Source organism: Indolivaga capnocytophagoides DSM 22835 (assembly GCF_000426485.1).
Taxonomy (GTDB): Bacteria; Bacteroidota; Bacteroidia; order Bacteroidales; family Dysgonomonadaceae; genus Dysgonomonas_A; species Dysgonomonas_A capnocytophagoides.
In genome coordinates this window covers 139272-164884 of record NZ_AUFL01000005.1, presented here as the reverse complement: position 1 = coordinate 164884, position 25613 = coordinate 139272, and the positions used below count along the sequence as shown (strand labels likewise).

21 protein-coding genes and 1 tRNA gene are annotated in these 25613 nt (G+C 38.5%); 10 read left to right on the top strand and 12 right to left on the bottom strand.

All coding sequences use genetic code 11. From position 1 onward, the window contains the following. Window positions 1-7: 7 nt before the first annotated feature. The 4 genes from K322_RS0102360 to metH all read left to right on the top strand — a co-directional run bounded on the left by K322_RS0102360 (window position 8) and on the right by metH (window position 6264). Window positions 8-442, top strand: coding sequence for a hypothetical protein (locus K322_RS0102360; protein ID WP_051290585.1), 435 nt, complete (start codon window positions 8-10; stop codon window positions 440-442). A 79-nt stretch (window positions 443-521) separates the two neighbouring features. Next, entirely contained in the window at window positions 522-977 is a 456-nt protein-coding gene (gene smpB / locus K322_RS0102355; protein WP_026625421.1) for an SsrA-binding protein, read from the top strand. Window positions 978-1045: 68 nt separating this feature from the next. Further along, a complete protein-coding gene (locus K322_RS20085) occupies window positions 1046-2419 on the top strand; it encodes a DUF3329 domain-containing protein (RefSeq protein WP_026625420.1) in 1374 nt (457 codons plus the stop codon). A gap of 149 nt (window positions 2420-2568) precedes the next feature. Further along, window positions 2569-6264, top strand: a complete 3696-nt coding sequence (gene metH / locus K322_RS0102345) for a methionine synthase (RefSeq protein WP_026625419.1) — start codon at window positions 2569-2571, stop codon at window positions 6262-6264. 48 nt (window positions 6265-6312) lie between these two features. Here metH and K322_RS0102340 read toward each other — a convergent pair whose 3' ends face one another. Both K322_RS0102340 and K322_RS18360 read right to left on the bottom strand, forming a co-directional pair. Then, window positions 6313-6954 carry a GDSL-type esterase/lipase family protein gene (locus K322_RS0102340; RefSeq protein ID WP_051290583.1) on the bottom strand — a complete coding sequence of 214 codons (642 nt, stop codon included), beginning with the start codon at window positions 6952-6954 and terminating at the stop codon, window positions 6313-6315. A 28-nt stretch (window positions 6955-6982) separates the two neighbouring features. Continuing rightward, window positions 6983-7627 (bottom strand): GDSL-type esterase/lipase family protein, encoded by a 645-nt coding sequence (locus tag K322_RS18360; protein ID WP_084158488.1) that lies wholly within the window; start codon window positions 7625-7627, stop codon window positions 6983-6985. A 248-nt stretch (window positions 7628-7875) separates the two neighbouring features. On the opposite strand from K322_RS18360, the gene metN reads away from it, so the two are divergent. Genes metN through metQ form a run of 3 tightly spaced genes read left to right on the top strand, consistent with a single transcriptional unit; the run spans window position 7876 to window position 10369 of the window. Next, a complete protein-coding gene (gene metN / locus K322_RS0102330; protein WP_026625417.1) occupies window positions 7876-8907 on the top strand; it encodes a methionine ABC transporter ATP-binding protein MetN in 1032 nt (343 codons plus the stop codon). Further along, complete coding sequence (gene metI, locus K322_RS0102325) at window positions 8900-9553, top strand: methionine ABC transporter permease MetI (RefSeq protein WP_026625416.1); 654 nt, start codon at window positions 8900-8902, stop codon at window positions 9551-9553. Before metN ends, metI begins: the two co-directional genes overlap by 8 nt. Further along, entirely contained in the window at window positions 9554-10369 is an 816-nt protein-coding gene (metQ, locus tag K322_RS0102320) for a methionine ABC transporter substrate-binding lipoprotein MetQ (protein WP_026625415.1), read from the top strand. A gap of 7 nt (window positions 10370-10376) precedes the next feature. Here the strand turns inward: metQ and K322_RS0102315 are convergent, their stop codons facing one another. Further along, a complete protein-coding gene (locus K322_RS0102315; RefSeq protein ID WP_035331131.1) occupies window positions 10377-12020 on the bottom strand; it encodes a sulfatase-like hydrolase/transferase in 1644 nt (547 codons plus the stop codon). Window positions 12021-12246: 226 nt separating this feature from the next. On the opposite strand from K322_RS0102315, the gene corA reads away from it, so the two are divergent. Next, window positions 12247-13326, top strand: coding sequence for a magnesium/cobalt transporter CorA (gene corA / locus K322_RS0102310; RefSeq protein ID WP_026625413.1), 1080 nt, complete (start codon window positions 12247-12249; stop codon window positions 13324-13326). Window positions 13327-13386: 60 nt separating this feature from the next. Here corA and K322_RS0102305 read toward each other — a convergent pair whose 3' ends face one another. From K322_RS0102305 to K322_RS0102290, 4 genes are all read right to left on the bottom strand, one after another. Then, a complete protein-coding gene (locus K322_RS0102305; RefSeq protein ID WP_026625412.1) occupies window positions 13387-14835 on the bottom strand; it encodes an amino acid permease in 1449 nt (482 codons plus the stop codon). Window positions 14836-15022: 187 nt separating this feature from the next. Further along, window positions 15023-15565, bottom strand: coding sequence for a DJ-1 family glyoxalase III (locus K322_RS0102300; protein WP_026625411.1), 543 nt, complete (start codon window positions 15563-15565; stop codon window positions 15023-15025). A 24-nt stretch (window positions 15566-15589) separates the two neighbouring features. Then, window positions 15590-16504, bottom strand: coding sequence for an energy transducer TonB family protein (locus K322_RS0102295; protein WP_035331129.1), 915 nt, complete (start codon window positions 16502-16504; stop codon window positions 15590-15592). 43 nt (window positions 16505-16547) lie between these two features. Next, window positions 16548-17261 (bottom strand): pyridoxine 5'-phosphate synthase, encoded by a 714-nt coding sequence (locus tag K322_RS0102290; RefSeq protein ID WP_026625409.1) that lies wholly within the window; start codon window positions 17259-17261, stop codon window positions 16548-16550. 492 nt (window positions 17262-17753) lie between these two features. Between K322_RS0102290 and K322_RS0102285 the strand changes: the two genes are divergently transcribed. Further along, on the top strand, window positions 17754-18626 hold the full coding sequence (locus K322_RS0102285) for an NAD kinase (protein ID WP_026625408.1): 873 nt from the start codon (window positions 17754-17756) through the stop codon (window positions 18624-18626). A gap of 11 nt (window positions 18627-18637) precedes the next feature. Here K322_RS0102285 and ruvC read toward each other — a convergent pair whose 3' ends face one another. Beyond that, a complete protein-coding gene (gene ruvC / locus K322_RS0102280) occupies window positions 18638-19204 on the bottom strand; it encodes a crossover junction endodeoxyribonuclease RuvC (RefSeq protein WP_026625407.1) in 567 nt (188 codons plus the stop codon). A 15-nt stretch (window positions 19205-19219) separates the two neighbouring features. After that, window positions 19220-19528 (bottom strand): DUF4286 family protein, encoded by a 309-nt coding sequence (locus K322_RS0102275; protein WP_026625406.1) that lies wholly within the window; start codon window positions 19526-19528, stop codon window positions 19220-19222. Between the two features lie 150 nt (window positions 19529-19678). Between K322_RS0102275 and K322_RS0102270 the strand changes: the two genes are divergently transcribed. After that, window positions 19679-19752, top strand: a tRNA-Ala gene (locus K322_RS0102270). A gap of 127 nt (window positions 19753-19879) precedes the next feature. Here K322_RS0102270 and K322_RS0102265 read toward each other — a convergent pair. Genes K322_RS0102265 through K322_RS0102255 form a run of 3 tightly spaced genes read right to left on the bottom strand, consistent with a single transcriptional unit; the run spans window position 19880 to window position 25549 of the window. Beyond that, window positions 19880-20554 (bottom strand): DUF3823 domain-containing protein, encoded by a 675-nt coding sequence (locus tag K322_RS0102265; RefSeq protein ID WP_051290577.1) that lies wholly within the window; start codon window positions 20552-20554, stop codon window positions 19880-19882. Between the two features lie 13 nt (window positions 20555-20567). Then, window positions 20568-22397, bottom strand: coding sequence for a RagB/SusD family nutrient uptake outer membrane protein (locus tag K322_RS0102260; protein WP_026625404.1), 1830 nt, complete (start codon window positions 22395-22397; stop codon window positions 20568-20570). An 11-nt stretch (window positions 22398-22408) separates the two neighbouring features. After that, window positions 22409-25549 (bottom strand): SusC/RagA family TonB-linked outer membrane protein, encoded by a 3141-nt coding sequence (locus K322_RS0102255; protein ID WP_035331128.1) that lies wholly within the window; start codon window positions 25547-25549, stop codon window positions 22409-22411. Window positions 25550-25613 lie beyond the last annotated feature (64 nt).

Below are 25613 nucleotides of genomic sequence, written 5' to 3'. Positions count from 1 at the left end.
TGACATAATGGCAACAAAAGCGAACAAAGAAATTGCTAATGCTCTGGCAGAGGCTATAGACAACCTCAAGAACGATTACGCAGGAAGTTCCCTGACGGACATCTATTTGGTTGTAGATAAGGATAGCGGAGAATTGTCGATCTATGATGATGAAGAGAATCTGTTATCTCAGGTTTTAGTAGAAGCTTGGGTAGAATTGGATGATGATACTGAGATAGAAAATGCACTGAGTGAAGTGGTGACAAAATTCGATGATGAAGACCGTTTTGGCGCATTGGATCTTTACAAGCCATTTTCGATCAGTCTTGCCGATGAAAATTTTGTCGTGCAAAAAGAACTGTTAGTCATTGAGGATGATTCTATCGTAAGGCTCGAGAATGATTTTATGGAACGGATCGACAAAGAGTTTGACGATTTTCTGAATAAGCTGTTGAACGAATAATTTGTTCTTTAGCAATGGTAAGTATAAATGTAATTTATACTTATAAAGTTTTAAAAGAGGCCTTCTGCCTCATTGGATTATGAAACAGCAATCAAATATAAATATTAAGAATAAACGGGCAACTTTTGATTACGAACTGCTCGAAACTTATACAGCCGGTTTAGTACTGACCGGTACGGAGATAAAATCGATAAGGTTGGGGAAAGCCAGTCTTGTCGATACATTCTGCATTTTTGAAAAAAGCGGATTATGGGTTAGAAATATGAATATATCGGAATATTTCTATGGTTCATACAACAACCATGCTGCGCGTCGAGATCGTAAACTGCTGCTAAACAGGAAAGAACTGAAGAAGATACAGCGGATGGTGAAAGAAACGGGATACACAATTGTGCCTACCCGTTTATTTATCAATGACAGAGGGTTGGCCAAAATAAATATCGCAGTTGCCAGAGGGAAAAAGCAATATGATAAACGCCAGTCTTTGAAAGAAAAAGACGATAAGCGTATGCTGGATCGCTTTATGAAGAAATAAGGCTGTTTCAGACCTTTATTCTATACGATTTATAAGACACTGGTCTTTAAAATCTTTATTTTATTTATATGGGGATAGTAAATGGGGATAAAAAGAGTATCCGGCGATGGTTGTTCGGTATAATCTTTTTTGTATTTTTTCTATTAATATTTTTATTGAACAGGATGTATCCGATTCATTCCGATGATTGGATGTATTCTTTTGTTTTTAATGAAAATCCTGCTCGTTTTATTCACAATATAAGAGATGTTTTTGTGTCGCAGTATAATCATTATTTATACTGGGGAGGGCGCAATGTTGTGCATTTTATAGATCAGATACTCTTGATGATTCCGGCTTTGACTCGTGAGATTATTAATAGTCTGGCCTTTGTGTTGTTTATATTGGGTATATATAAAATAGCTAACTGCGGTAAAGTATTGGCCCCTATGTTATTTCTGTTTATCGGGGCTGTTTTGTGGTTAGGACTCCCTACTTTTCCACAGACTGTTATCTGGATTACAGGCAGTTCAAATTATTTGTGGGGCTCACTTATTGTATTGTCTTTCCTCTATAACTATTATCGCTTTTATATAACAGAAAAAAGTAAGGATACGCGATTGAGAGCCTTGTGGATGTTTTTATTCGGAATAATAGCGGGGTGGACTAACGAGAATGTTTCGATAGCTTTATTGTTTATTATATTCTCTTTGTTGATCTATTTTACAATACGGAAGATAAAAGTTCCTCTTTGGTTTGCTGCAGGTTTATTTGGGGTAGGTATTGGTTGTGCAATTATGCTTGCTGCTCCGGGTAATTTCATCCGTTCCCATGATACCCATGTCTCACTGAATCTGGATACTAAACCTCTAGTAGAAGTTTTAAGATTTAAAGCCCGGAATATTTATCTTATTTACAGGTATATACCGGCAGTGTCCGCTCTGATTGCCGCTTATTTTGTATCTGTATTGATATATTGGTTTGTGAATAAGGCTAATCGGAATGAAAAGGTATTATTCGGATCTGTATTGTTTTTCATTGCAGCTCATATTTCGGCTTTAGCAATGATTGCATCACCTATATTTCCGGTGAGAGCATCTTTTTGCATGCATGCATTTATGATAGTTGCTATTTCTATTTTGTACGGAGATCTCAAATTTGAAACAAGAGGAACTAAAATAGTTAATTATCTGTTTTTGACAGCTCTGTTGATCTGGTCAGGAAGCACATATTATTGTATGTATTATAATCCTCTGAAATATCTCAGGGATAGGTATAAAGTCCGAGAGCAATATATCGAATCTCAGAAAGGCAAAGGAATCAAAGATATCGTACTAAAAGAATCTCCTATAATAATGCCCGGTCAATTTGACTTTGAAGATATAACAGCCGATGAATTATCGTGGCGCAATCGTATTTGTGCCGACTATTATAAGGTAAATTCGATAAAGAGAATAGAATAATAGATAAGATAAGTAATTTTCTTAATTAGCCTCAAAAAAGAGCTTTTTGTCTACTAATTTTCATTCTGGTTAATGTATCAGATAAAATTGTTTTATCTTCGTTGTAACATAGAACATTTTTAAATAAAAAATACTTACGTACTTACATAATGCAAAATATACAGGAAATACTAAAACACCGAATACTTATTTTGGATGGAGCAATGGGTTCCCTGATCCAGCAATATAAGTTGTCGGAAGAAGATTTCAGAGGAGACCGGTTTAAAGATGCCGTGATCTTACAGAAAGGAAATAATGATTTGTTATGTCTTACCCGTCCGGATGTGATCGATGCCATTCATTGTAAATACCTTGATGCAGGGGCAGACATAATAGAGACCAATTCTTTCAATGCGAATGCCATTTCAATGGAAGATTACGGAATGCAGCACCTTGTTCATGAAGTGAATGTAGCTGCCGCTCGTTTAGCAAAAAGTGCAGCCGATAAATATACTGCTCAAAATCCCGATAAGCCTCGTTTTGTTGCAGGATCAATAGGACCTACCAACAAGACTGCCTCTATGAGTCCTCGGGTAGAAGATCCCATGTACCGTGCTGTGACCTTTGATGATATGCACCGAATATACAAAGAGCAGATAGAAGGTCTTATTGACGGTGGGGTTGATCTACTGCTTATCGAAACGATTTTCGATACCCTGAATGCAAAAGCTGCTCTATTCGCAGCCGAAGAGGTGCGTAAAGAAAAAGGAATCAATGTCCCTATCATGGTTTCAGTAACTCTTTCCGATAAAGGAGGACGGACTTTATCCGGACAAACTATCGGAGGATTTCTGGCTTCAATCAGCCATATTGATTTCTTATCGGTGGGATTGAACTGTTCGTTCGGAGCATCAGATATGAAGCCGTTTCTTAAAGAATTAGGACGTTTGGCTCCTTCTTTTATATCGGCATATCCGAATGCAGGCTTGCCTAATCAATTCGGAGAGTACGATGAAACTCCTGAGATTATGGCTCGTCAGATAAAAGAATATATCGATGAAGGCTTAGTCAATATTCTGGGGGGATGTTGTGGTACTACACCCGATCATATCGCAAAATATGTAGATTTGGTTAAAGGTGCTGCTCCGCATGTTCCGTCAGAGAAACCTCAGTATATGTGGCTGTCCGGATTGGAGTTACTGGAGGCTAAACCTGAGATTAATTTTATAAATATAGGAGAACGCTGTAATGTGGCTGGTTCTCGTAAGTTCCTGCGTCTGATCAAAGAGAAGAATTATGAAGAGGCTCTGACTATTGCTCATCGGCAGGTCGAAGATGGAGCACAGATTCTTGATGTGAATATGGACGAAGGATTATTGGATGCTGTCGAGGAAATGACTAATTTCTTGAATTTGGTTGCATCTGATCCCGATGTATCCCGTATTCCCGTGATGGTGGATTCTTCTAAATGGGAGGTGCTGGAAGCCGGATTGAAATGTGTGCAAGGAAAGGCAGTAGTGAATTCAATCTCTCTGAAAGGTGGCGAAGAAGAATTCATGAGACAAGCCCGCCTTGTTCGTAAATACGGAGCAGCTGTTATTATCATGGCCTTTGATGAAATTGGTCAGGCCGACCGTTATGAAAGACGTATCGAAATCTGCCAGCGGGCATATAATCTATTAGTAAATGATGGATTCAATCCAATGGATATCATTTTCGACCCCAATATTCTGGCTATTGCCACAGGCATAGAAGAACATAGGGGTTATGCTGTTGATTTTCTTAATACAATAGACTGGATAAAAGCCAATCTTCCTCATGCTAAAATAAGCGGAGGGGTGAGCAACTTGTCTTTCTCTTTTCGAGGGAATGATTATATCCGTGAGGTAATGCACTCTGTCTTCTTGTATTATGCTATTCAGAAGGGAATGGATATGGGAATTGTTAATCCCGGACAATCCGTGATTTATGAAGATATTCCCGACGATTTAAGAAATCTGGTGGAAGATGTCATTTTCAACAGACGGGAAGAAGCTACCGACGAACTGATAGAATATGCAGAACGGATAAAAGCCGAAAAATCGAATCAGCCTGCCGATAAGGTAGAAGAATGGCGGTCTTATCCGCTCGAACAGCGTATTGAATATGCTTTGGTAAAGGGTATAAGTGATCATATGGAAGAGGATATGTCCGAAGCATTATCTGTGTATCCCAGAGCTGTAGATATTATTGATAAGCCATTGATGGCAGGAATGAATAAGGTTGGAGATTTGTTCGGATCAGGTAAAATGTTCCTTCCTCAGGTGGTGAAGACCGCTCGTACAATGAAGCGTGCGGTAGCTATATTGCAACCAACAATCGAAGCTCAGAAAGATAAATCGGATACATCAAAAAGTGCAGGCAAACTGATCATCGCCACAGTAAAAGGAGATGTACACGATATAGGGAAAAACATTGTATCTATTATATTGGCTTGTAATAATTACGAGGTGATAGACTTAGGTGTAATGGTTCCGCCCGAAGTGATTATTCAGAAAGTAAAGGACGAAAATCCTGATATCTTGTGTTTAAGTGGACTGATTACACCGTCTCTCGAAGAAATGAGTATTGTTGCTCATGAAATGGAGAAGGCCGGATTTACGATTCCTTTGATGATCGGAGGTGCTACTACTTCCAAATTACATACGGCAATAAAGATTGACCCGAAATACCGAAATGGATCGGTAGTATATACAAAAGATGCGTCTCAAGCACCGGCTGCGGTGGCAAAACTGATAAATCCGAATACCAAAGGAGAGTTTATCAAAGAAGTTAAAGAGGAGTACCAAGGGTTGCGTGAATTACAGGAGAATAAGAAAGTAGATTTACTGCCATTGAAAGAGGCTATCAGTAAATCCTTTAAAATAGACTGGACTGATTATATTGCACCCGAACCGAATGTGAAGGGTGTGAAAGTAATACCTCATATTCCGATCGGGAAAATAGTTCCTTTTATTGATTGGAAATTCTTTTTCCATTCGTGGAATCTTTCGGCACGTTATCATACCGTACAATTTATAGATGATTGTGTGAGTTGCCGTACTTCGTGGGTTAACTCGTTCCCCGAAGAAGAAAGAGAAAAGGCTCAGGAAGGAATGAAGTTATATAAGGATGCTCAGAAGATGCTTGATCACCTGATTCATGTGAAAGCCGACTATATTAAAGCTACATATGGCGTATTTGAGGCATATAGTGATAATGAATGCCTTTATATCAATGATGTTTGTTTCCCGATGCTCCGTCAGCAAAAGAGAAACGAAAAAGATACTTACCTGTCTCTTTGTGATTTTGTGTTACCGAAGAGTGCAGGAAAGAAAGACTATGTAGGAGCATTTACTATTACAGCCGGAGCCGGAGGTGCGAACGAAATGTTGAGTGAATACGAACGCAAAGGCGATGAATACAGTGTTCTTCTAATGAAGTCGGTACTCGATCGTTTGGCTGAAGCCACTACCGAATTTATGCATGCTAAAATCCGTACTGAATACTGGGGATTCGGATTCGGTGAGGATTTGACAGTCGATCAGATGTTTGCCCTTAAATATCAGGGAATACGTCCGGCAGTTGGTTATCCGTCTATTCCTGATCAGTCGATCAATTTTTTGCTGAATCAATCATTGTTGGATTCGAAACAAATAGAAGTGCAGTTAACCGAAAACGGGGTTATGCTTCCGAATGCATCTGTAAGCGGATTGATTTTTGCACATCCTCAATCGAGGTATTTTACTATCGGACAAATATCGGAAGAACAAGCCGAATTTTATATTAAAAACAGAGGTGAGAATCCTGATCTGACTCGTAAATTCCTTGCTGCAAATATGATGTGAGGTCTAAGCTCTACTATTCCTAACGAAAATACTAAAAGAGAATCTCTGTTAATCGAGATTCTCTTTTATTTTATTATATACGGTTTGTGCTATCACTTCTGCGCCTTTTTTGTTCGGGTGTATACCATCGATATACAGTGTTGAATCGGATGTTACCGAGTGAAGGTCTATAAGACCGGCATTGCAGTTTTTCGAAACTTCTTTTATATACGGAAACATAATTCCGGTAAGGATACTGTCTCTTTTCGCAAACACTTTATATGGGTGTGTAGGCAGACATAAGTATACTCGGGGCGAAGCCGGTGATTGCTGAAACGATTTGACCATCTGTGTCATATCCTCCACAAACTCTTCTTTGTATTTCATATTCTCGGGGCTGGTATCGTTTGTCCCAAGCATAATAATTACAATGTCGGGATTGTACGAAAGCGCATCTTTGTACATCTGCTCTTTCATATACGGATAATCTCCTTTTTGTAATAACGTACGTTGGGCGAACCCGAAATTCTTAACTTCGCAGCTATCTCCCATCAGTCGTTGTAAAACCGAAGGATAAGAGTCTTTCTCTATATCCTCTAAAAGATAGCCCGATGTGATACTGTCTCCTATACATGCTATTTTAAGCTTTGGCTCTTTTAGGCATGATACAAACAGGATCGAGCACAAAATGCTCCAAAATAAGATTCTCATAGTAGTGTTGTTTTTTGGAAATACGTCTTTAGTCTTTACGGGTTATAGCATGGTATACTTCTGTTGCAATAATTTTAGCTCCGGCCTCATTCGGATGGATATGATCCGGAAAATTTTCGGGCATATTGCTAGTGGGTGTATGCAGGTTGATTACTTTGGTACCGCATTCTTCAGCAACGTCTATAATATCCGGTATTATATCTTTTACAATAATGCTATCATTGATACCCCATTGTAGGGCATAGGCTTTTGCCGGAAAGCATAGGTATATCTGAGGATGGGATGAAAGGCTTTTGAAAGAATTAACCATAGTTTCCATATCATGTTTATATTCGGATCCGTATTGCCAGTTCTGAGGTTTCGAATCATTTGTTCCTAGTTTAATGATAACAATATCGGGATTGAATGCTAAAGCATCTTTAAACATCTGCTCTTTCATATAAGGTAAATCACCTTTCATTAATAAGGTTCGGGCACTGAATCCGAAATTACGAACATCATATCCTTCGCCTAACATCTGACTGAGGACGGACGGATAACTGTTTTTATCACGATCTGCAATTCCCATGCCGTATGTAATACTATTTCCTACACATGCGATCTTTATTGTTTTCTGTGCATGGATGATGATAAAAGAAAAAAGAATGACTAGGGTTAAAAGAGATTTTTTCATTGGTTTTGGGTTTAAAGTCTCATATCTATTTAAAGATCTTAAATATCAAAAGGTTTTACTTATTACAAATATATAAAGAATATTGTATTAGGCTTTCGGTTGTTTTTATTAATTAATAGTCATAAACCCGAAAAAGTAAATCCTAAAATTGAACGATTTTATAAAGCTAACTACTACAAGCATAAGTTATTTTTGTTACTTTGTAATTATAACAGGTCTGAGACCATAATCGAATAAAAGGTTATCCAATGATTGAATTACAGCATGTAACCAAAATATTTCAACAGAGTCAAAGGCATATCAAGGCCTTAGATGATGTGTCGCTGTTTATTCCCGAAGGTAAGATTGTGGGGGTGATAGGTGAGTCGGGAGCCGGTAAAAGTACTCTGATTCGGGTTGTGAATTTATTGGAACGACCGACTGAAGGACGTATCATTGTAGACGGACAGGATTTGATGTCGCTATCTGACTCTCAGCTGGCTAAATCCCGTAGGAATATAGGGATGATTTTTCAGCATTTCAATTTGCTTTCATCCCGTACCGTTTTCGACAATGTGGCTTTACCTCTCGAATTGGATAATACCCCAAAAGAGGAACGGTCTGCACGAGTTACAGAGCTATTGAAGCTTGTGGGATTAGAAGAAAAAACATTTGATTATCCGTCTAAATTATCAGGTGGTCAAAAACAAAGGGTCGCTATAGCCCGTACATTGGCAACACAGCCTAAAGTTTTGTTGTGTGATGAGGCTACGAGTGCTCTCGATCCTGCAACTACCCGTTCGATATTGTCATTGCTGAAAGAGATCAATCAACAGTTGAATATAACTATCTTGCTCATTACTCACGAAATGGATGTGGTAAAGGAGATTTGCGACGATGTCGCCGTAATCAGTGATGGGCGTTTGATCGAGCAGGGGAGTGTTGCAGATATTTTCTCGCATCCTAAAGAGAAGTTGACAAAACAGTTTATCGCTTCTTCGCTGCATATGGAGATACCTGCGGATTATCAGGAGAGATTAACAGAATCTCAAATAGAGGGAAAGCATTCTTTACTTTGGATTGAATTTTCAAGTAATTCGGTTGATGCTCCTGTCTTGTCAGAAGTCGCTCGCCGATTTGAGATCAACAGTAATATCATAAATGCCCGTATGGATTATATCGGAGGGTTGAAATTTGGAGTGATGCTTGTCGAGTTTATCAGTTCGGTTGAGAATGAAAATAATGCAATAGAGTTTCTAAAAACACAAAATATAAAAGTGGAGGTATTAGGTTATGTCTGATTCTATGCTGGATATATTATTGAAAGGTACTTGGGAGACCATCGTTATGACCTTTGTGTCAGGGTACTTTAGTTTTATGATCGGGCTGCCGATTGGTGTTGCCTTATTTATTACCCGAAAAGGGCAGATTAAAGATAATAAAAAGGTAAATCGTTTTATCGCATTCTTTGTGAATGTGTTTCGCGCCATTCCGTTTATTATTCTTATCGTATGGATGATCCCTTTTACACGAACTATTGTGGGAACGTCTATCGGAGTCGAAGCGGCTTTGGTTCCGTTGAGTATCGGTGCTGCACCGTTTGTAGCTCGTATGGTAGAGAATAGCTTGCTCGAAGTGCCATCAGGACTTATCGAAGCATCGCGGGCAATGGGTGCAACACCTTTTCAGATTATAAGTAAAGTGCTGCTGCCCGAAGCTATGCCGTCTCTTATCAATAGTGCCTCTATTACTCTGATTACGCTTGTCGGTTATTCGGCTATGGGAGGAGCAGTCGGAGCCGGTGGACTTGGTCAGGTCGGTTACCAGTACGGTTATGTAGGCTATGATATGACTGTAATGAATATCGTACTGGTATTATTAGTGATATTGGTTTTCATTATCCAGACTACAGGTAATTATATTTCGAAAAAAGTAGATCATCGGTAAATGAAAACAAAAATATTTATACTTATATCCGTTGTCTGCTTTGCGGTCTTATGTACTGTATTCATAAGCGGAAGAAAGCGGAAAAATGATCCGGATTTTATCCGTGTGGCCGTTGTTTTGGGACCTGAATATATTGTTGCTAAAACAGCTCAGAAAGTGGCGAAAGAACGCTATAATCTGGACGTGGAGCTCGTGACGCTTACCGACTATGTTGTGCCTAATACGTTGCTCGATCAGGGAGATGTTGATTTGAACGCTTTTCAGCATGTTCCTTATCTCGAAAATCAGATGAAAGAACGTGGATATAAACTTGCGGTAGTAGGTAATACTTTTGTATATCCTTTAGCAGGATATTCTAAAAAGATAAAATCTCTATCAGAGCTGAAAGATGGTAATACAATAGTGATTCCCAATGATTTGACAAATGGCGGACGAGCCTTGCTTCTTATGCAGAAATATGGGCTTATCAGATTGAAAGATAATGTAGGACTGGTGCCTACGGTTTCAGATATTGTGGATAATCCTCATAATTACCGCATCTTAGAATTGGAAGCTCCTCAATTGCCACGTGTGCTTGATGACCGTAAGGTCGTTGTGGCAATCATCAATAATACTTATGCGGCGGGAGCAGGACTGACTTTGGCTGATGGAATTTTTGTCGAAGACAAGGATTCTCCTTATGTAAATGTTATCGTTGCCCGTGAGGACAATAAGAATGAGGATAAAGTAAAGCGTTTTGTCCGGGCTTTTCAGTCGGATGAAGTTGCAGCTACAGCCGATCGCGAATTTAAAGGGGGAGCCGTAAGGGGTTGGTAACACCCTCTTAATGTCGGTAATGAGATTCCCTTCGTTTGACTTCATCGTAAGTCATATCTCCAATAAACCTTTCCTGAAGAATGTATTTTTTCGAAAAGATACTTTTTGAATCGTCGTAATCCTTGTATTTTATATTTGCCAGATCAGAGATGCTGAAAATAACATCCCCTGTTGAATATGGTCTGTTTGGAATAAAATCAAGGTCGGTTCTTGTCTTTCTGTAATTAGGGGAAAGCCATACAATAAATGGTATTTCGCACATGTATGTGGATATTTTCTCGTACGCATGCCCTGAAAAGTCTCTAATGTCATAAACCTCTTCTCCGTGATCTGAAAAATACAGCAAAGCACTTTCATTGTCTTTCTGATTTTGAAGAGCACGTATCATCTGGTATATCAAATTGTCATTGTATAATACCGAATTGTCGTATTTGTCAATTGTATGTATCGCTTTCTGGTCTCTGAACGGTGTTTCCTTGATTAGATGATCTTTGCTATTATTAAAGACGTTAAACGAAGGTGTATATCTGAATTCATAGGCCATGTGATTTCCTATCAGATGGACTATTATCAGTTTGTTTTCTTTGCTGGTTGTGTCTTTTAATAACTCTTTGAACTTGGGTAGTATTATTTCGTCAGGTTGATTTTCGATGGATAGGTCACACTTGTATTGAGCGAGATTAAGAAGAGCATCATAGCTCGTTTTGTAGCTTCCACCGAAAGGTTGTGTACTGATAAAATATGTCTTGTATCCGGCTCTGTTGAATAATTCTATAAGTGACGGTTTTTCGGTTATATATTGAGGTTTGTTTTTATCAGCCATGGTTAATATAGACCTTAGTACAGGTATTGTATGTACCTGTGGCGAAAGAACATCTTTATACACAAGCAGACTATCACCTAATGATTCGAGTTTTGGACTTGTCTTTCTTGGATATCCGTATAATGACATGTGTGTACGTGTCAGAGATTCACCGATAACTAATACAATGGTTCTCGGAGGAGTAGAATCGATACTTGTTACCGGATAGTCTAAAGACTGACGCTCGGCAATAGCACATTCTTCTTTATTGAGCCTTATTTTATAATTAATAAATAATCTATAGAAGTTTATAAAATATACCGATTTGTTGAGAGGAGGAATAACTGATATAAAAACTACCGTCAGAAGCGATGATACGAACAGCGATTTGTATTTTTTTACATCCAGCGGCCTTACATTCTTCATCTTGCAAATAACCAGAAAGCAGATAAATATATAAACAACAAATGCAACGATAATCCATGGGTTGAAGTAATGAGCCAAGAACTCTTTGCTTTCGGCAGGATTAGTTTCGAATAGGCTGATAACACTATTGCCTTGCAGTAACACATGTGCAAATAGCAGATAGCTGATATAAATACTTCCAGGTAGATATGCGACAACAAATAGAAGGGAATATATGAGTTTTTCCCATTTTGGGGCGACAAAAATGAGAAGAATAAAGATTGCTGTAAATAATATGAGATTGACACCCAATAGAGCCAATACTTCTGTAGTCCTAAGATTTTCGGCGATAGGACTTAGTACCGGAAGTAACAGAACAAGATAAAACAAAAAGAAGAATTGCAGCTTCTTTTTGAATAATAGGGTTAGTATAGTATTATTCATCAACTATTATGATTGAAAAAATCAGGTCTCAGACCTTTTTATTGATTTACGAAATATAAGAGCAACAGTGTGTTGTGTCCTAAAAGTACAATATTTAAATTTTTCACTGCCACTTTAACAACAGTCCGCAATATTTTATTGTATAAAAGGTCTCTTACCTTAAGTGGTAGCAAATATAGCATTTTTTCTTACTTTTGGATATCATAGGTTTAAATATAGATTGACAATGTCGAAACGAATATCAACAAATGCAAAAATGCGCAGGCATGTGAAGAATGCTCACTTGTTGGAAAAATTGGTATATATGGGCGAGGAAAATATTTCAACGTCCATAGAACTAATTCAATACGACCGTTCTCAGATAAGCGAGAAGAGTGTTCAGCCTGCGGAGAAGCTGAAAGACCTGCTTAAACCCGATTGCATAAACTGGTTCAGAATTACCGGTATCTCCGATGCCGAAACAACTTATAATATTTGTAAACAATTCGGAATTCCCCGCTTTGATATAAAAGACTTACTTTCGGGGTATCATGTTACAAAAGTGATAGAACATGAGACTAATACTTTTATCCTGATGTCGGGATCATATATTAATGAGGCTCATGAACTGGGAATATATCAAAACGCATTTATACTCGGTGATAACTATGTTGTGAGTTTTCAGGAAAGACCTACTTCTATTTTTGATGATGTAAAAGATGCCATAAAAGGCGGAAGGGTCTTAATTCGGGAAAAAGACGAAGATTATTTGCTTTATATTCTTCTCAACTGTCTGCATTCATCGTTTAATGATACGGTTATTAAGCTTACAAACCGATTGAATGAAATGGAAGATCGTTTGATTGAAGACGATACCGATAACCTGAATGTCATGAGATTTATAAGCCAGCGTAAGAAGGATGCTTCCCTACTGAGGCGTGTAATCGCTCCGTTACGTGAAGAATATATAAACCTATTGCATAATACGAACAAACTGATCAAGCCTGAAAATATTATGTATTTCGAAGACTTTGATGACCGTTTGCGTACTTCATCCGATGACTTGATGTCGCTGAAGGAATCCATCAGTTCATTATCCGATTTGTATTTCAATAACAATAATCTGAGAATGAATAATGTCATAAAGAAGTTGACGATTGTATCTACTATCTTTATTCCATTGACATTTATGGTTGGAGTTTGGGGGATGAACTTCGAATTTATGCCCGAACTGAAATGGGAGCACGGGTATCTGTTTGCTTGGGGGATAATGTTTGTAATTGTAATTCTTGCTGTATTTTATTTAAAGCGAAAGAGATGGTTCTGAGAATATTATTATATAAAAAGATAAGGCTGACCTAAAACAATATTGGTCAGCCTTATTCCTTTATTTTTTAGCGAGTTTACTGTGCTTTATACTATACGAAAAGTAGATGATGAAACCTATAACCATCCATAGAATCAAGCGCAACCAGGTATCCCAAGGTAAAAATATCATTTGTAAAAGGCATATCGCAGCTCCGAGTATCGGAACCAGAGGCACGAATGGTGTTTTAAACGGTCTGTTTACTTCCGGAGATATTTTTCTAAGAACAATAATTGAGACACAAACTATAACAAAAGCCATAAGAGTTCCTATCGATACTAATTCGCCCAGAATATTAATAGGTAATACTCCGGCAATAATTGCGGAAGCTATTCCTGTTACAAATGTCGATTTATAAGGTGTGCCGTATTTGCGATGTACGCCAGAAAAGAATTTAGGCAACAGACCATCTTTAGACATTGAATAGAAGATTCGAGACTGTCCAAGCATCATAACCAAAACAACGGAGCTTAATCCGGCTATTGCTCCGATTTTTACCAATGGCGACAGCCATTGCAGTCCGCTGCCTACCTTATCTATGGCATATGCTATCGGTGCAGGATGATCAAGTTCTGTATAATGAGCTATTCCTGTTAGCACAAGCGTTACCGCCACATATAATACCGTACATATAAGCAATGAATAGAGTATCCCTTTGGGCATATCTTTTTGCGGATTTTTTGCTTCCTGAGCAGCAGTCGAAACGGCATCGAATCCTATGTAAGCGAAGAATATGACACCGGCTCCTCTCAATATTCCTGAAAATCCGAAATGACCGAAAGATGTTTGTTCCGGAATGTAAGGAACCCAGTTATCGGTAGATATATAAGCTATCCCGAATCCGATAAATAAAAGAATTACGATTACTTTTACAAATACGATAACATTGTTTAAAGTTGCGGATTGTTTTATACCCAAAACAAGTAATACAGCCATCAGCGAGATTATAAACATAGCAGGGAAGTTGATGATGCTTCCTGTCAGATACCATCCGCTATGTACATCATATCCGAAGGGAGATTCGGCTATCGATACAGGAATATGTATTCCTATTCCATTCAGAAAACTGATTACGTAACCCGACCATCCTACAGCAACGGTTCCTGCCGTGAAGAGATACTCTAGAATAAGATCCCACCCGATAAACCATGCTATTAGTTCGCCTAAGGTCGAATAGCTGTATGCGTAAGCACTTCCGGCCACAGGAATCATTGACGCAAACTCAGCATAGCATAGACCTGCCAACAAACAGCCTATTGCCGATATGACGAATGATATGGTAAGTGCCGGACCTGCGTAATTGGCGGCGGCTGTACCTGTGAGGACAAAAATACCTGTACCGATAATTGCCCCTACCCCCAGTGCGATAAGATTATTGGCACTGAGCGTACGTTTTAATCCGTCCTTATCCGAGTTGGCTCTGGATAGTGCTTCAGCAATCGATTTCTTTCTGAATAGAGATTCTTTCATAAGTTTTCAAAAATATTCTTTTAAATAATATATTGCAAAGTAAAATAAAATATTTATGAAATAATGATTGTTTTATGGCTTTTTGTGTGGTAAAATAATATTTGTAATTGGAGTCTGTCTTTTCAAAAAAAATATCCTGCAGAATCATTTTGCAGGATATTTATATGAGTTAGATTAAAAATCGGATTTATAGAAGGAGTAAGCCTTTTGCAACTTCTTCTCTTTTTTCTTTTCCTTCCAAAGTTTCTAATAATTGCAATGCAAAATCGAGAGTAAGTCCGGGGCCTCTTCCGGTGACTATATTTCCTTGAACAACAACAGCTTCGTTTGTTGCAAGTTCTGCTCCGTCCAGGTATTTTTCGAATCCGGGATAACATGTCGCTTTTTTTCCTTTTAACAACCCTAATCCTCCCAATACCATCGGGGCAGCACATATTGCAGCTATGTTTTTGCCTCTATTATTAAATTCGATCAATTTTTCTTTCAGACCGTCATGTTCATTGATTCTTACTGTACCTCCGGGTAATATCAATATGTCGGCGGATGAGAAATCTGCATTGTCAAAAAGTTCATCTGCAATTACAGGAATTGAGTGGCTTCCTACAACAGTCTTTTCGTCAGTAAGAGAAACCGTTTTAATCTCTACACCGCCACGTCTGAGAATATCCACAGTTGCTAATGCTTCTATTTCTTCAAACCCGGTAACTAAAAATATTAATGCTTTCTTCATATCCGATTGATTAAGTGTGAGAACTTAGTTTAGGTTGAACTTATATGTAATTGTTCCTTTCTGGTTATTGGTCGTATTGACTATCGCAAATTTTGTGCGTTGTGCGGCACGTAACGATTCATTTCGGAGAGTAGAGTTGGTTGTATTTGTTCCACGTCCGATACTAGCCTCTATCACATTTCCTTTGGGGTCAACAATGATGTCTACAACTACTGTTCCATAATCATCGACGGTATAAGAGGGTAGTTTAAGTCCTCCGGAGCCAACACCCCGTCCCCCTAGGTCATAAGTACCTGTTCCTCCTACGCCCGATACTTTTCCTACGCTGCCGTTTCCGGCGGGTGATCCCTGAGTACCTGTGCCGTGAGTATTTCCTCTGCTTCCGTTACCCGAACCATTACCAAATAAACCTGCCATCTGACTGTTTATATTTTTTTTGCGGTCAGCCTCTTGTTTAGCGATGCGGTCAGCTTCGGCTTGAGCCAGACGATTGGCTTCGGCAACAGCAGCTTCTTGTTTTTTCTTGGCTGCTTCCTGCTTTTTGGCTTCGTTTATGGCGATTGTTTTCTCTACATCCTGTGTCGCAGTGGGTGCTTTTGTTTCTTTTACGATTTTTGTTTTTGTCGGAGTAGGAGCCGGTGATATTTCAGGTTTGCTTACGGGGTTTTCTGATTGTTTCAAATTATTAGGCATCGTAGGATCCGATTCGATTGGTTCCAGCACATCTTCGGTAAGTCCGTTTCCACGGCCGAAAGGTTCGTCATCGCCAAGAGCATCCTGTACGTTTCCAAACATGACAGGTACTCCTCCTAATTCTTCATTTAGTCGGTCTTTGTCGGTAGGCTTTATGTAATAAAGCAGCAGGAATACAATGAGTAAGACATGAAACCCGATAGTTCCTGCCAGACCGATTGATTTTTCTTGTTTTATTGTAGCCATAATTCCTATTGCTTTTATCTCACCCTTATTTAGATTGAGAGGTTTATTTTAAACAGTTTTTATAAGCTGCAATAGTTCGTTCCAGTCCTAAATATAGCGCATCGCTGATCAAGGCATGTCCTATTGAAACTTCTTCGACATAGGGTATATTCTTATAGAAAAAGTTGAGATTCTCGAGGCTCAAGTCATGCCCGGCATTAATACCAAGTCCCAGATGTTTTGCTATTTTAGCCGCTTCTATAAACGGAAGTATCGCTGCTTCGGGATCTTTTGGATATAATGTAGCATAAGGCTCTGTATATAACTCTATCCTGTCTGTACCTGTTTTGGCTGCATATTCTATGATCTCGGGATCTGTACCTGTAAAGATAGAGGTACGCACTCCCATTGCCTTAAATTCATCTGCCAGATCGCTGAGAAACTGAAAATTTACTTTAGTATCCCAGCCTGCATTGGATGTTATCGCATCCGGAGCATCCGGGACAAGTGTGACTTGTGTTGGCCGTATTTCTTTGATTAGCTTAATAAATTCGGGAGTAGGATATCCTTCTATATTAAATTCTGTTTTAATTCTTGCTTTTATATCATAAACATCTTTAGTTGTGATATGGCGTTGATCCGGTCGGGGATGTACTGTAATTCCCTCTGCTCCGAATTTTTCGCAATCGACAGCTACTTGTGGCACATTTGGCACATTGCCACCCCGTGCATTGCGAATGGTTGCCACTTTGTTGATATTTACACTCAATTTGGTCATGATAGATTCTTGTCGTGATTAAAATGATGCCTGAGCATATTTGTGAAACTTTTTTACCACCTTTGCAGTATAATCAATTGCAAGGTATGCAAATTTAATACGAAATACCGAGACTTTGCGTTATTTTGGGATTTTTAAGGGCATTTATACACTATAATCAGCATCCTTTTTATATCCTGAAAAAATTGAGTAGTTACGGTTGATTATGGAGTATTATTTAACGAATAAATTTATCTATATAAAAAGAGTTCTTTAAAATCAGTTATCAATGATCAGGCAGCAGTTATCAGTTAATCTTGAAAAAAAATCAGATTGATGGATAAAAAAGGAGCAATAAAAAAAGATGTAATTTAAGAGTAACCTTTGTAACCTTTTTCGATTAATTGAAAATTAATAAATTCCAACTGATTACTGATTTTGTAACCTTTTCTTTTTTTGCTCTTAATATTATAAATGTAATAAACAGGTCTGAGACCTAAATTGTTTTCCGGTATGAAAATAGGAATATTTGGCAACGAATACCAAAAAAGCGAACAGGTAGTTAAGATTCTGGATATCCTTGCAAAAAGCGATGTGCAGATATTTATACAAAAAGAATTTCATGAATACTTATCACCACATATACATTGGGAGGGTAGGGTAGAAGGTATTCTCGATTGCAAAGAACTCGATCTGGATATTGCGTTAAGTATAGGAGGAGATGGAACATTCTTAAAAACTGTTTCGGCTGTTCAACTCAAGAATATTCCGATTTTGGGTATTAATACAGGTCGGTTAGGTTTTCTGGCTGATGTATCGGAAGACGATATGGAAGAAACATTGACAGAAATCCTTGCCGGAAAATATACAATTGAAGAGAGAGCTCAGTTGCGACTGCTGATTAATGGAAAAGATGGTAATCCGGAGCATTATGCGTTGAACGAGATTGCTGTTCTGAAACAAGATCTGGCATCGATGATTACTGTTGATGTTTTTATTAATGATGAACATCTGACATCATATGAGGCAGACGGTCTGATTATCGCGACTCCAACAGGGTCTACTGCATATTCGCTGAGTGTCGGAGGACCTATTATGACTCCTAATAGTTCTACCTTAGCTATTACGGCCATTGCTCCTCATAGTTTGAATGCAAGACCATTAGTGATTGAGGATGAAAATATTATAACACTGACTGTAAAAAGCCGTAGTTGTTGTTTCCTTATTTCTCTGGATGGTCGTTCAAAGATGATGTCCGCCGAAGGAACTACTCTAAGAATCGAAAAATCGGCTGTGCCTGTTTTAATTGTTAAGAGAATAGGGCATACATTCTATAATACGTTGAAAAAGAAATTGAAATGGGGTACAGATCCCCGTTTAGGCTAACCGGACACTTCTTATTTCAGGCCGCTCACTTTACCCGGATTCTTATTGATGAAGTCTTTCCAACTGTTGAATTTTTTATCCTGTGTGGGGTTGTTTGTCTGGAAATAGTGACAGAGAGCAGCTGCTAGTCCGTCGGTTGCATCCAATTGAGGGAGCATATTCTCATCCGGAATTTTCAGATAATTCTGGCACATATATGCAACCTGTTCTTTGGCTGCTTTACCATTTCCGGTTATAGACATCTTTATCTTTAGCGGGGCATATTCGAAAATAGGAATATCTCGAGACAAAGCTGCAGCCATTGCAACACCTTGGGCACGTCCAAGTTTCAGCATACTTTGTACATTCTTACCGAAGAAAGGGGCTTCTATGGCAAGCTCGTCAGGAAGATATTCATCGACCAATCCGATTACTCTTTCGAATATTCTTCTCAGTTTTAAATAATGGTCGTCGTATTTGCTGAGTTGCAGAACACCCATAGCGATAAGAGACGGTTTGTTGTTTAATACCCGCAATACACCATACCCCATTACTTGCGTACCGGGATCAATGCCTAATATTATACGTTCTTTGTTTATTGGTGCGGCCATGCCTTATAGTGGAATTTCTTCGAGAAGGGTTACAAATCCAGCAATTTTACTGCCAAATCGGTTATTCATTTCCTGTTGTAATTCTTGCCCTGTAGTTTTAGCCCAACTGTCGAGAGTATCTATATCAGTAGTCTTGAATTGCATGGCATAGCTTACTCCATGATCTTCATGCTGTGCATCGATTCGAGCCAATGATGGCTGCTGCAGTAATTTGCTTTCGATGGCTTTGGGAATATATATTTCTTTTAGATAAAGCAGACATTCGTCGTGAACCGAATCATCCAGATGCAATGTTGTATTGAATATTAGCATATTTCTTGTTATTTAAGGGTACAAAGATAACGAGATAATTTCAGTAATAGGCGAAAGTCTTTTGCTCTCCCTAATTTTTTAAGGTAATTATAGTTGGCGGAATTAAAATTATTCTATTTTTGTATCCGAATCTGAAAAAAGATTCAAAATGGGGGATTAGCTCATCTGGCTAGAGCGTAACACTGGCAGTGTTAAGGTGATCGGTTCGAGTCCGATATTCTCCACAAACAATAATCCTCAAGCAGAGATGTTTGAGGATTTTTTAATATTATAATATTGTTTCATTGGCTTATAGTTATAAAAGAAAAGAGGCTGTCTAATTGACAGCCTCTTTTCTTTTATAAGAATTTCTTATTTTAAAGAAATTTTTTGTACTTGAGTATAATAATATTCACTCGAAACAGTTGCTCTTACTCCGATACGGACAAATAGATAATCGGCATCAGCTAAGGCAGATGGTATATCCGCTGTCATACTAGATTCGGCCCCGATTGTAATACTTGATAGATCTGCTTTTACAACACCTTCGTTTTTATTACTATCGGTAAGGATTGATTTTCCGAAAAACAGTCTGACTGATTCCGGATTTGCAGAAGCAACACCTTGTTCAACTGTGAATTTAGCAGTGATTGTTCCAGTTCCTTTTGTATAGCTTTCTTTACTGATCGCAAAGTAAGGAGTGACAGGGATATCCACAACTGTATTCCCTTTTACATCAATAACGATGGTGTCGCTGGCTTGAGCGATCCAAGGTGCCCCTGCCAAACGAACCAACTTGTATTGACCATTAAATAAGGATGCCGAGAATGTTCCATCCTGAGCAATATAGACCGGGATCTTAGAGTGCAGAGCATAACCGTCTTGCCATAATTCCAATTGAGTGGCATTAGTACGTACACCTACCGCATTGCCGTTGTAAGTGACTTTTCCTGACAGAGTTGCCTTTGGAGCATCAAAATTGTCTTTTTCGCAACCTGCAAAGGCACTGCAGATGATTGTCAGAATTATTATATGTAAGATTTTCATGATTATTATTTTTTTAGTGGAATGGATTCTTAACAAGTTTAGGATTATTATCCAATGCTTTCTGTTCAATAGAAGAGTAATAATTGGCTAATCTGAAAAATCGTGCTTTTTTGAATCTAGTCGGTCTCATTCTTACAAAGATATATTTACCATTATCGGGGCTTCCCGGATTTACTATTCTGTAAGGATATAATCCACGTACTACTGCGTCATCGCTGTTATCGCTGCCATTCCATATCTCATGAGCGATCCTCCACCTTTTCAGATCGAAATATCTATGATCTTCGAAAGCCAGTTCAACACGTCGTTCGTTGCGTATTTTATCAATAGTCAAAGATGAAAGGCTATTTGCAGGGAATCCTGCTCTTTCGCGTAATTTGTTTACATATCCGACTGCATCACCCTGTCCTAGTTCGAAGGCTGCTTCTGCTGCATTGAGATATATCTCGCCAAGTCTGTACCAAGGCCACCAATTATCAGCAGAGGTTCCACGAGTACTTGCGCTGGAAGCATCACTCACAAATTTTCTTATATAAAACCCTGTATTACTGACATCCTTTTCGTTGTCAAGAGGTCCATCAAGCCCTGTAATTAAAATACCGGTACTATCTTTTGCTCCTAAACTGCCTATTTTAAATTCGTAGTGGTCTTTATTCCAGACAGCTTGTCCTGCTTGAATATTGACAGGAGTATTACGGAATGTTGTTCCTGCGTACACTACAGTCCCAAACAGACGTCCGTCTTTGTTATTGAAGATATCCGAAATATTGGTATAGGATATGTATTTACCATTAGCATCTACATCCTTAAGTGTTCCTTTACTTCCATCGAGATATTCGAAACTTTCTATTAAACTTAGTGAAGGAGATATAGATGATGATGATTCGTTATCTTCGGTCAGACTTTTAACGATATTATCATAAGCAAATCGATGAACTTTCAGACTTAGTTTGTAATCTTTGGCAAAGATCACTTCATTAGTCTTCTTATTCAGCATATCATAAAAATTGGCTCCTTTATCAGCATTTGTATTATAAAGACTGTATTTGCCACTATTGATAATAGCTTGAGATGCTTTCAGAGATTTAGTATAGTAATCATTCGCTTTGTCAGCAGGAATACCTACTTCTCCACCAGGAGTTGTAATCGGTGCAGGCATCAGGTTATTATACTTTGCAATGGACGCTGCGTATAACATTGCTCTACTTTCTACAGCTAGTGCAGTATAAGTATTAGCTCGTGTTTGGCTGGTATTATTAGCACTCAACGTATCTTTAATGTCTTCCATCTCAGAATATACGAAATCATATACTTCATATTCTTTCGCACGAGGAGTTTGTAGAGGAGTGGGGTCGCCACTAAAGTCATAAATCAATTGTTTGGTAACCAAAGGTACACCACCCATGCGCTTAACCAATTCGAAGTATACAGATGCTCTGATAAACCGAAACTCTGATCTGAAAAGGCTTTTTTGCTCATTGGTTAGTTTAGATGAATATTTATTGAGATTATCAATCGAAAGGTTGATATCACGAATAAGTTCGTAATCCCAGTATCTACCATAGTCATCTCCATATTGGAAATCATTTTTACTATTCTGATCTTGATGTCCTGACCACATGGCATCGTCAATTTCACTCATGCCACCTGTATTGAAATTTCCATGCAACGATGGTAGTCTGTCGTAAAAATTAGCCAACAACGAGGTTACCATTTTAGGATCATTCCACAATTGTTCGTCAGTAATAATATTTTGGGGATCTCTATCAAGCCAGTCGTTATTATTACAACTGACGAATAAGAGAGAAGCTATTATAGTTATTTTTATAAATAGGTATTTCATATCCTTCTTTTTTAAAATGTAACATTGAATCCTACTAATATTGTACGTTGCTGAGGGTAAACTACTGCAGCATTTGCTTCTATTTCAGGATCTATTTGGTATTTACCTACATTATCGAATGATAATAGATTAGAAGCATTAATGTATACACGTAATTTTTCAGCTCTGATCTTACTGATAAGGCTTTTGGGTAAAGTATACCCTAATTCCAAGTTTTTCACTCTCAAGTATCTTACATTAGTCAACCAAAAGCTATTATCTTTACCATTAAGAGAGTTTGGTCCGGTAGTGCCATTTCTGAGAGCAGGATAGTATCCGGCAATCCATTCGCTATTAGCATCGTAAGGATCTGCACGGTGCCATCTGTCTTCCAATAAATAAGCAGGAGAGTTACCACCTCCGTGGAATGCATTTCTCAGCTCATAATTTTGATTCCAAGTCTGCATGCCTCCACCAGCAAAGTCGATATTAAGATCTATACCTTTCCAGTCTAATCCGATATGTCCTCCGAATGAAATTATTGGAGCCCAGCCCTGAGGATATCCTATAGGGCGTTCGTCCATTTCATTGATAACACCATCACCATTGACATCCTTGTAGATAAAATCACCGGGAAGTTGTGTACGGTTGTTATTTCCATCATTGTTTACTGTATAGTTATCAATTTCTTCTTGTGATTGGAAGCGACCAATAACTTCATATCCCCAGCTGGTACCACCCCAACGGTCTTCGGCAGAATTTCTGTATTCATTCCAAGAATTACCGAAACGAGGTTTGTATGTTTTGATGCTCTTGTAACGAGAAAAAGTAACGTTACCGCTAACTGTGTAATTTACTTCTCCGATTTTGTCGGTGTATGTAACCATACCCTCAGCTCCATAATATCCATTTTCGTTAAGATTCTCTTTGGGTAAAGTATAACCTACTTCAGAAGGTATAAGTACATCATAACGTTCAGCAGCAACCCCAGTTCTTTTTATAGTGAACAGATCGGCTGTTAAAGTAAGCTTATTGTCAAACATGGCAAGATCGAAACCGATATTGGAAGTCGTATTTTTGACCCAAGACAGATTTGTAACAGGTAGTCCTCTTGGTTTTAGACCTGTAGAGAACGTTCCGTCTAATACAGCGTTGCCACTGTTCCAAGTGTATCCACCTAGGTACCCAAACATACCAACCCCTTCTTCTTTACCTGTTTGACCGATAGAAGCTCTCAATTTCAAATCGCTTACAACGGTTTTTAATCCTGCGAAGAATGGTTCATCAGATATACGCCATCCCAGAGATGCCCCAGGAAAGAATCCCCAGCGTTTGCCTGGTGCATATAAGTAAGATGCATCATAACGACCTAATAATTCAATTAGGTATTTACCCAGATAGTTATAATTGATTTTTCCAATATATCCGGCTCTGGCTTCATATGACCAATCGTCATTGAATGAATTCATTTTATCGAATTCTACTAATGGTAGGTAATTATTTGAAGGATTTGTTCCGTATGAAAGATAGTTTTTGTCATAGTCAGATCTTTCATAAGCAAATGTTCCTGATATATAATGGTTGCCCAGTTGTTTAGCATAATCTAATTGGAATTGCCCATACTTAGCCACCACTTCTCTCTCTGTTTGGTATCTCCAACCTGCATCAGATCCGGCTGTTCTATCGTAAGTGTCTCTATTCTTGTCGTATGTATAAACGTTGTATGTGTACTGGAATCCATCAAATTTACTGTTTGTATAGTTATATGATACAGTAGCTTTAGCAGATAGCCCGAACTTGAATTTATATTGGGCATACAGGTTTATATTTGCATTTCTGGTAAGATTGTCTTTGTATCCTACTATATCTCTGTGGAATAATGCAGGGTTACGAGAATAGTCATGTGTTTTATTTATATAGTTTGGATTGTCGTTCGCATAAGGGCTTTCTGTCGGTCTATTTGACATGATACCCAATATCGAAGCAAAATATCCATCACCACCGGGTAGACCAACATCTTTTTGACTATCTTCTTTTCCGCTGATCTGAGTTCCGATAGTTAATCCATCAAGAACTTTAGCTTCGAGGTTCAATTGTAGATTGGTTCTGCTGTATGAGAAATCTTTCATAAGTGCATCCTGATCTGTATGGCCTACAGATAAGAAATAAGTCGCAAGTTTAGAGCCTCCCGTTACATTAGCATTTAGATGCCACTGTGGGATATTCTTTCTCATGGTCATCTTATAATAATCATAACTTTGATATCCTGGTTCGGTTCCTGCTTGCCATTTCGCTAACTCTTCGGGTGTATATACTTCCCTAGGGTTTTTTCCTTCATTTTGAGCCGCTTCTACTAAGCCTCTCGTATATTGAGCCGCATTGGCCATTTCAGGAAAACGAGTTAGATTCTGCCATCCATAATATCCATTGATATTTACTTTAATGCTTTCTTCATTTTTTCCTTTCTTGGTTGTAACAAGTACGACCCCGCTAGAAGCACGCAGACCATAAACGGCTGCCGAAGCATCTTTCAGTATTGATATGCTTTCGATATCTTCGATATTCAAAGCATTAAAGACGTCCGCTCCCGATACATTCGAAGATTGTACCCAGTCTGACCCAGTCTGACCACCATAAGGTATACCATCTATTACATATAAAGGGTTACCGAGATTACGGATTTCTAGTGATGCTCCTTTACCGGGTCTTGCATCTTTAGTTCTTACCGATATACCCGGCATTTTTCCGGCCAGAGCCCCCGAAGTGGAAGTTGCCGCAGTGCGGGATATCGCATCGGATTTGAGGTCGCTAACAGCTCCCGTTATGTTCCTTTTCGACTGGGTTCCATAACCTACAACAACAATGTCATCCAGTACATGGGAGTCTTCCTCCATAGTGATAAGATAAAAGGTCTTGTCGGTAACAGGTTGTTCTACCGTTTTGTATCCAAGGTACGAAACGACCAAAGTACCTTTTACTGCGTTCAGGGTAAATAACCCGTCTACGTCCGTTATAGTACCATTAGTGTCTCCCTTGATCAGGACGCTGGCCCCGATTACAGGTTCGTTGTGTGCATCAACAACTTTACCCTTGATTTTGTCTTCTTGCGCATGTGCTGTCGCTGAAATAAGCAGCAACATGATGCACAATAAATAAGAAAAATGTTTTTTCATTTTTTAAGAGTTTTTCATCGATTATTAAATTATGTTGACAGTCCCAAAAGTATATATGAATCTC

What these genes read in the sequence shown, in the direction of transcription:
- K322_RS0102300 (WP_026625411.1), bottom strand. Translation starts at nt 15,565, where the DNA reads ATGAAGAAAGCATTAATATTTTTAGTTACCGGGTTTGAAGAAATAGAA.
- metH (WP_026625419.1), top strand. Translation starts at nt 2,569, where the DNA reads ATGCAAAATATACAGGAAATACTAAAACACCGAATACTTATTTTGGAT.
- K322_RS18360 (WP_084158488.1), bottom strand. Translation starts at nt 7,627, where the DNA reads ATGAAAAAATCTCTTTTAACCCTAGTCATTCTTTTTTCTTTTATCATC.
- metI (WP_026625416.1), top strand. Translation starts at nt 8,900, where the DNA reads ATGTCTGATTCTATGCTGGATATATTATTGAAAGGTACTTGGGAGACC.
- K322_RS0102260 (WP_026625404.1), bottom strand. Translation starts at nt 22,397, where the DNA reads ATGAAATACCTATTTATAAAAATAACTATAATAGCTTCTCTCTTATTC.
- K322_RS0102360 (WP_051290585.1), top strand. Translation starts at nt 8, where the DNA reads ATGGCAACAAAAGCGAACAAAGAAATTGCTAATGCTCTGGCAGAGGCT.
- metN (WP_026625417.1), top strand. Translation starts at nt 7,876, where the DNA reads ATGATTGAATTACAGCATGTAACCAAAATATTTCAACAGAGTCAAAGG.
- K322_RS0102290 (WP_026625409.1), bottom strand. Translation starts at nt 17,261, where the DNA reads ATGACCAAATTGAGTGTAAATATCAACAAAGTGGCAACCATTCGCAAT.
- K322_RS0102265 (WP_051290577.1), bottom strand. Translation starts at nt 20,554, where the DNA reads ATGAAAATCTTACATATAATAATTCTGACAATCATCTGCAGTGCCTTT.
- K322_RS0102275 (WP_026625406.1), bottom strand. Translation starts at nt 19,528, where the DNA reads ATGCTAATATTCAATACAACATTGCATCTGGATGATTCGGTTCACGAC.
- K322_RS0102255 (WP_035331128.1), bottom strand. Translation starts at nt 25,549, where the DNA reads ATGAAAAAACATTTTTCTTATTTATTGTGCATCATGTTGCTGCTTATT.
- metQ (WP_026625415.1), top strand. Translation starts at nt 9,554, where the DNA reads ATGAAAACAAAAATATTTATACTTATATCCGTTGTCTGCTTTGCGGTC.
- K322_RS0102305 (WP_026625412.1), bottom strand. Translation starts at nt 14,835, where the DNA reads ATGAAAGAATCTCTATTCAGAAAGAAATCGATTGCTGAAGCACTATCC.
- K322_RS20085 (WP_026625420.1), top strand. Translation starts at nt 1,046, where the DNA reads ATGGGGATAGTAAATGGGGATAAAAAGAGTATCCGGCGATGGTTGTTC.
- K322_RS0102295 (WP_035331129.1), bottom strand. Translation starts at nt 16,504, where the DNA reads ATGGCTACAATAAAACAAGAAAAATCAATCGGTCTGGCAGGAACTATC.
- smpB (WP_026625421.1), top strand. Translation starts at nt 522, where the DNA reads ATGAAACAGCAATCAAATATAAATATTAAGAATAAACGGGCAACTTTT.
- corA (WP_026625413.1), top strand. Translation starts at nt 12,247, where the DNA reads ATGTCGAAACGAATATCAACAAATGCAAAAATGCGCAGGCATGTGAAG.
- K322_RS0102285 (WP_026625408.1), top strand. Translation starts at nt 17,754, where the DNA reads ATGAAAATAGGAATATTTGGCAACGAATACCAAAAAAGCGAACAGGTA.
- K322_RS0102340 (WP_051290583.1), bottom strand. Translation starts at nt 6,954, where the DNA reads ATGAGAATCTTATTTTGGAGCATTTTGTGCTCGATCCTGTTTGTATCA.
- K322_RS0102315 (WP_035331131.1), bottom strand. Translation starts at nt 12,020, where the DNA reads ATGAATAATACTATACTAACCCTATTATTCAAAAAGAAGCTGCAATTC.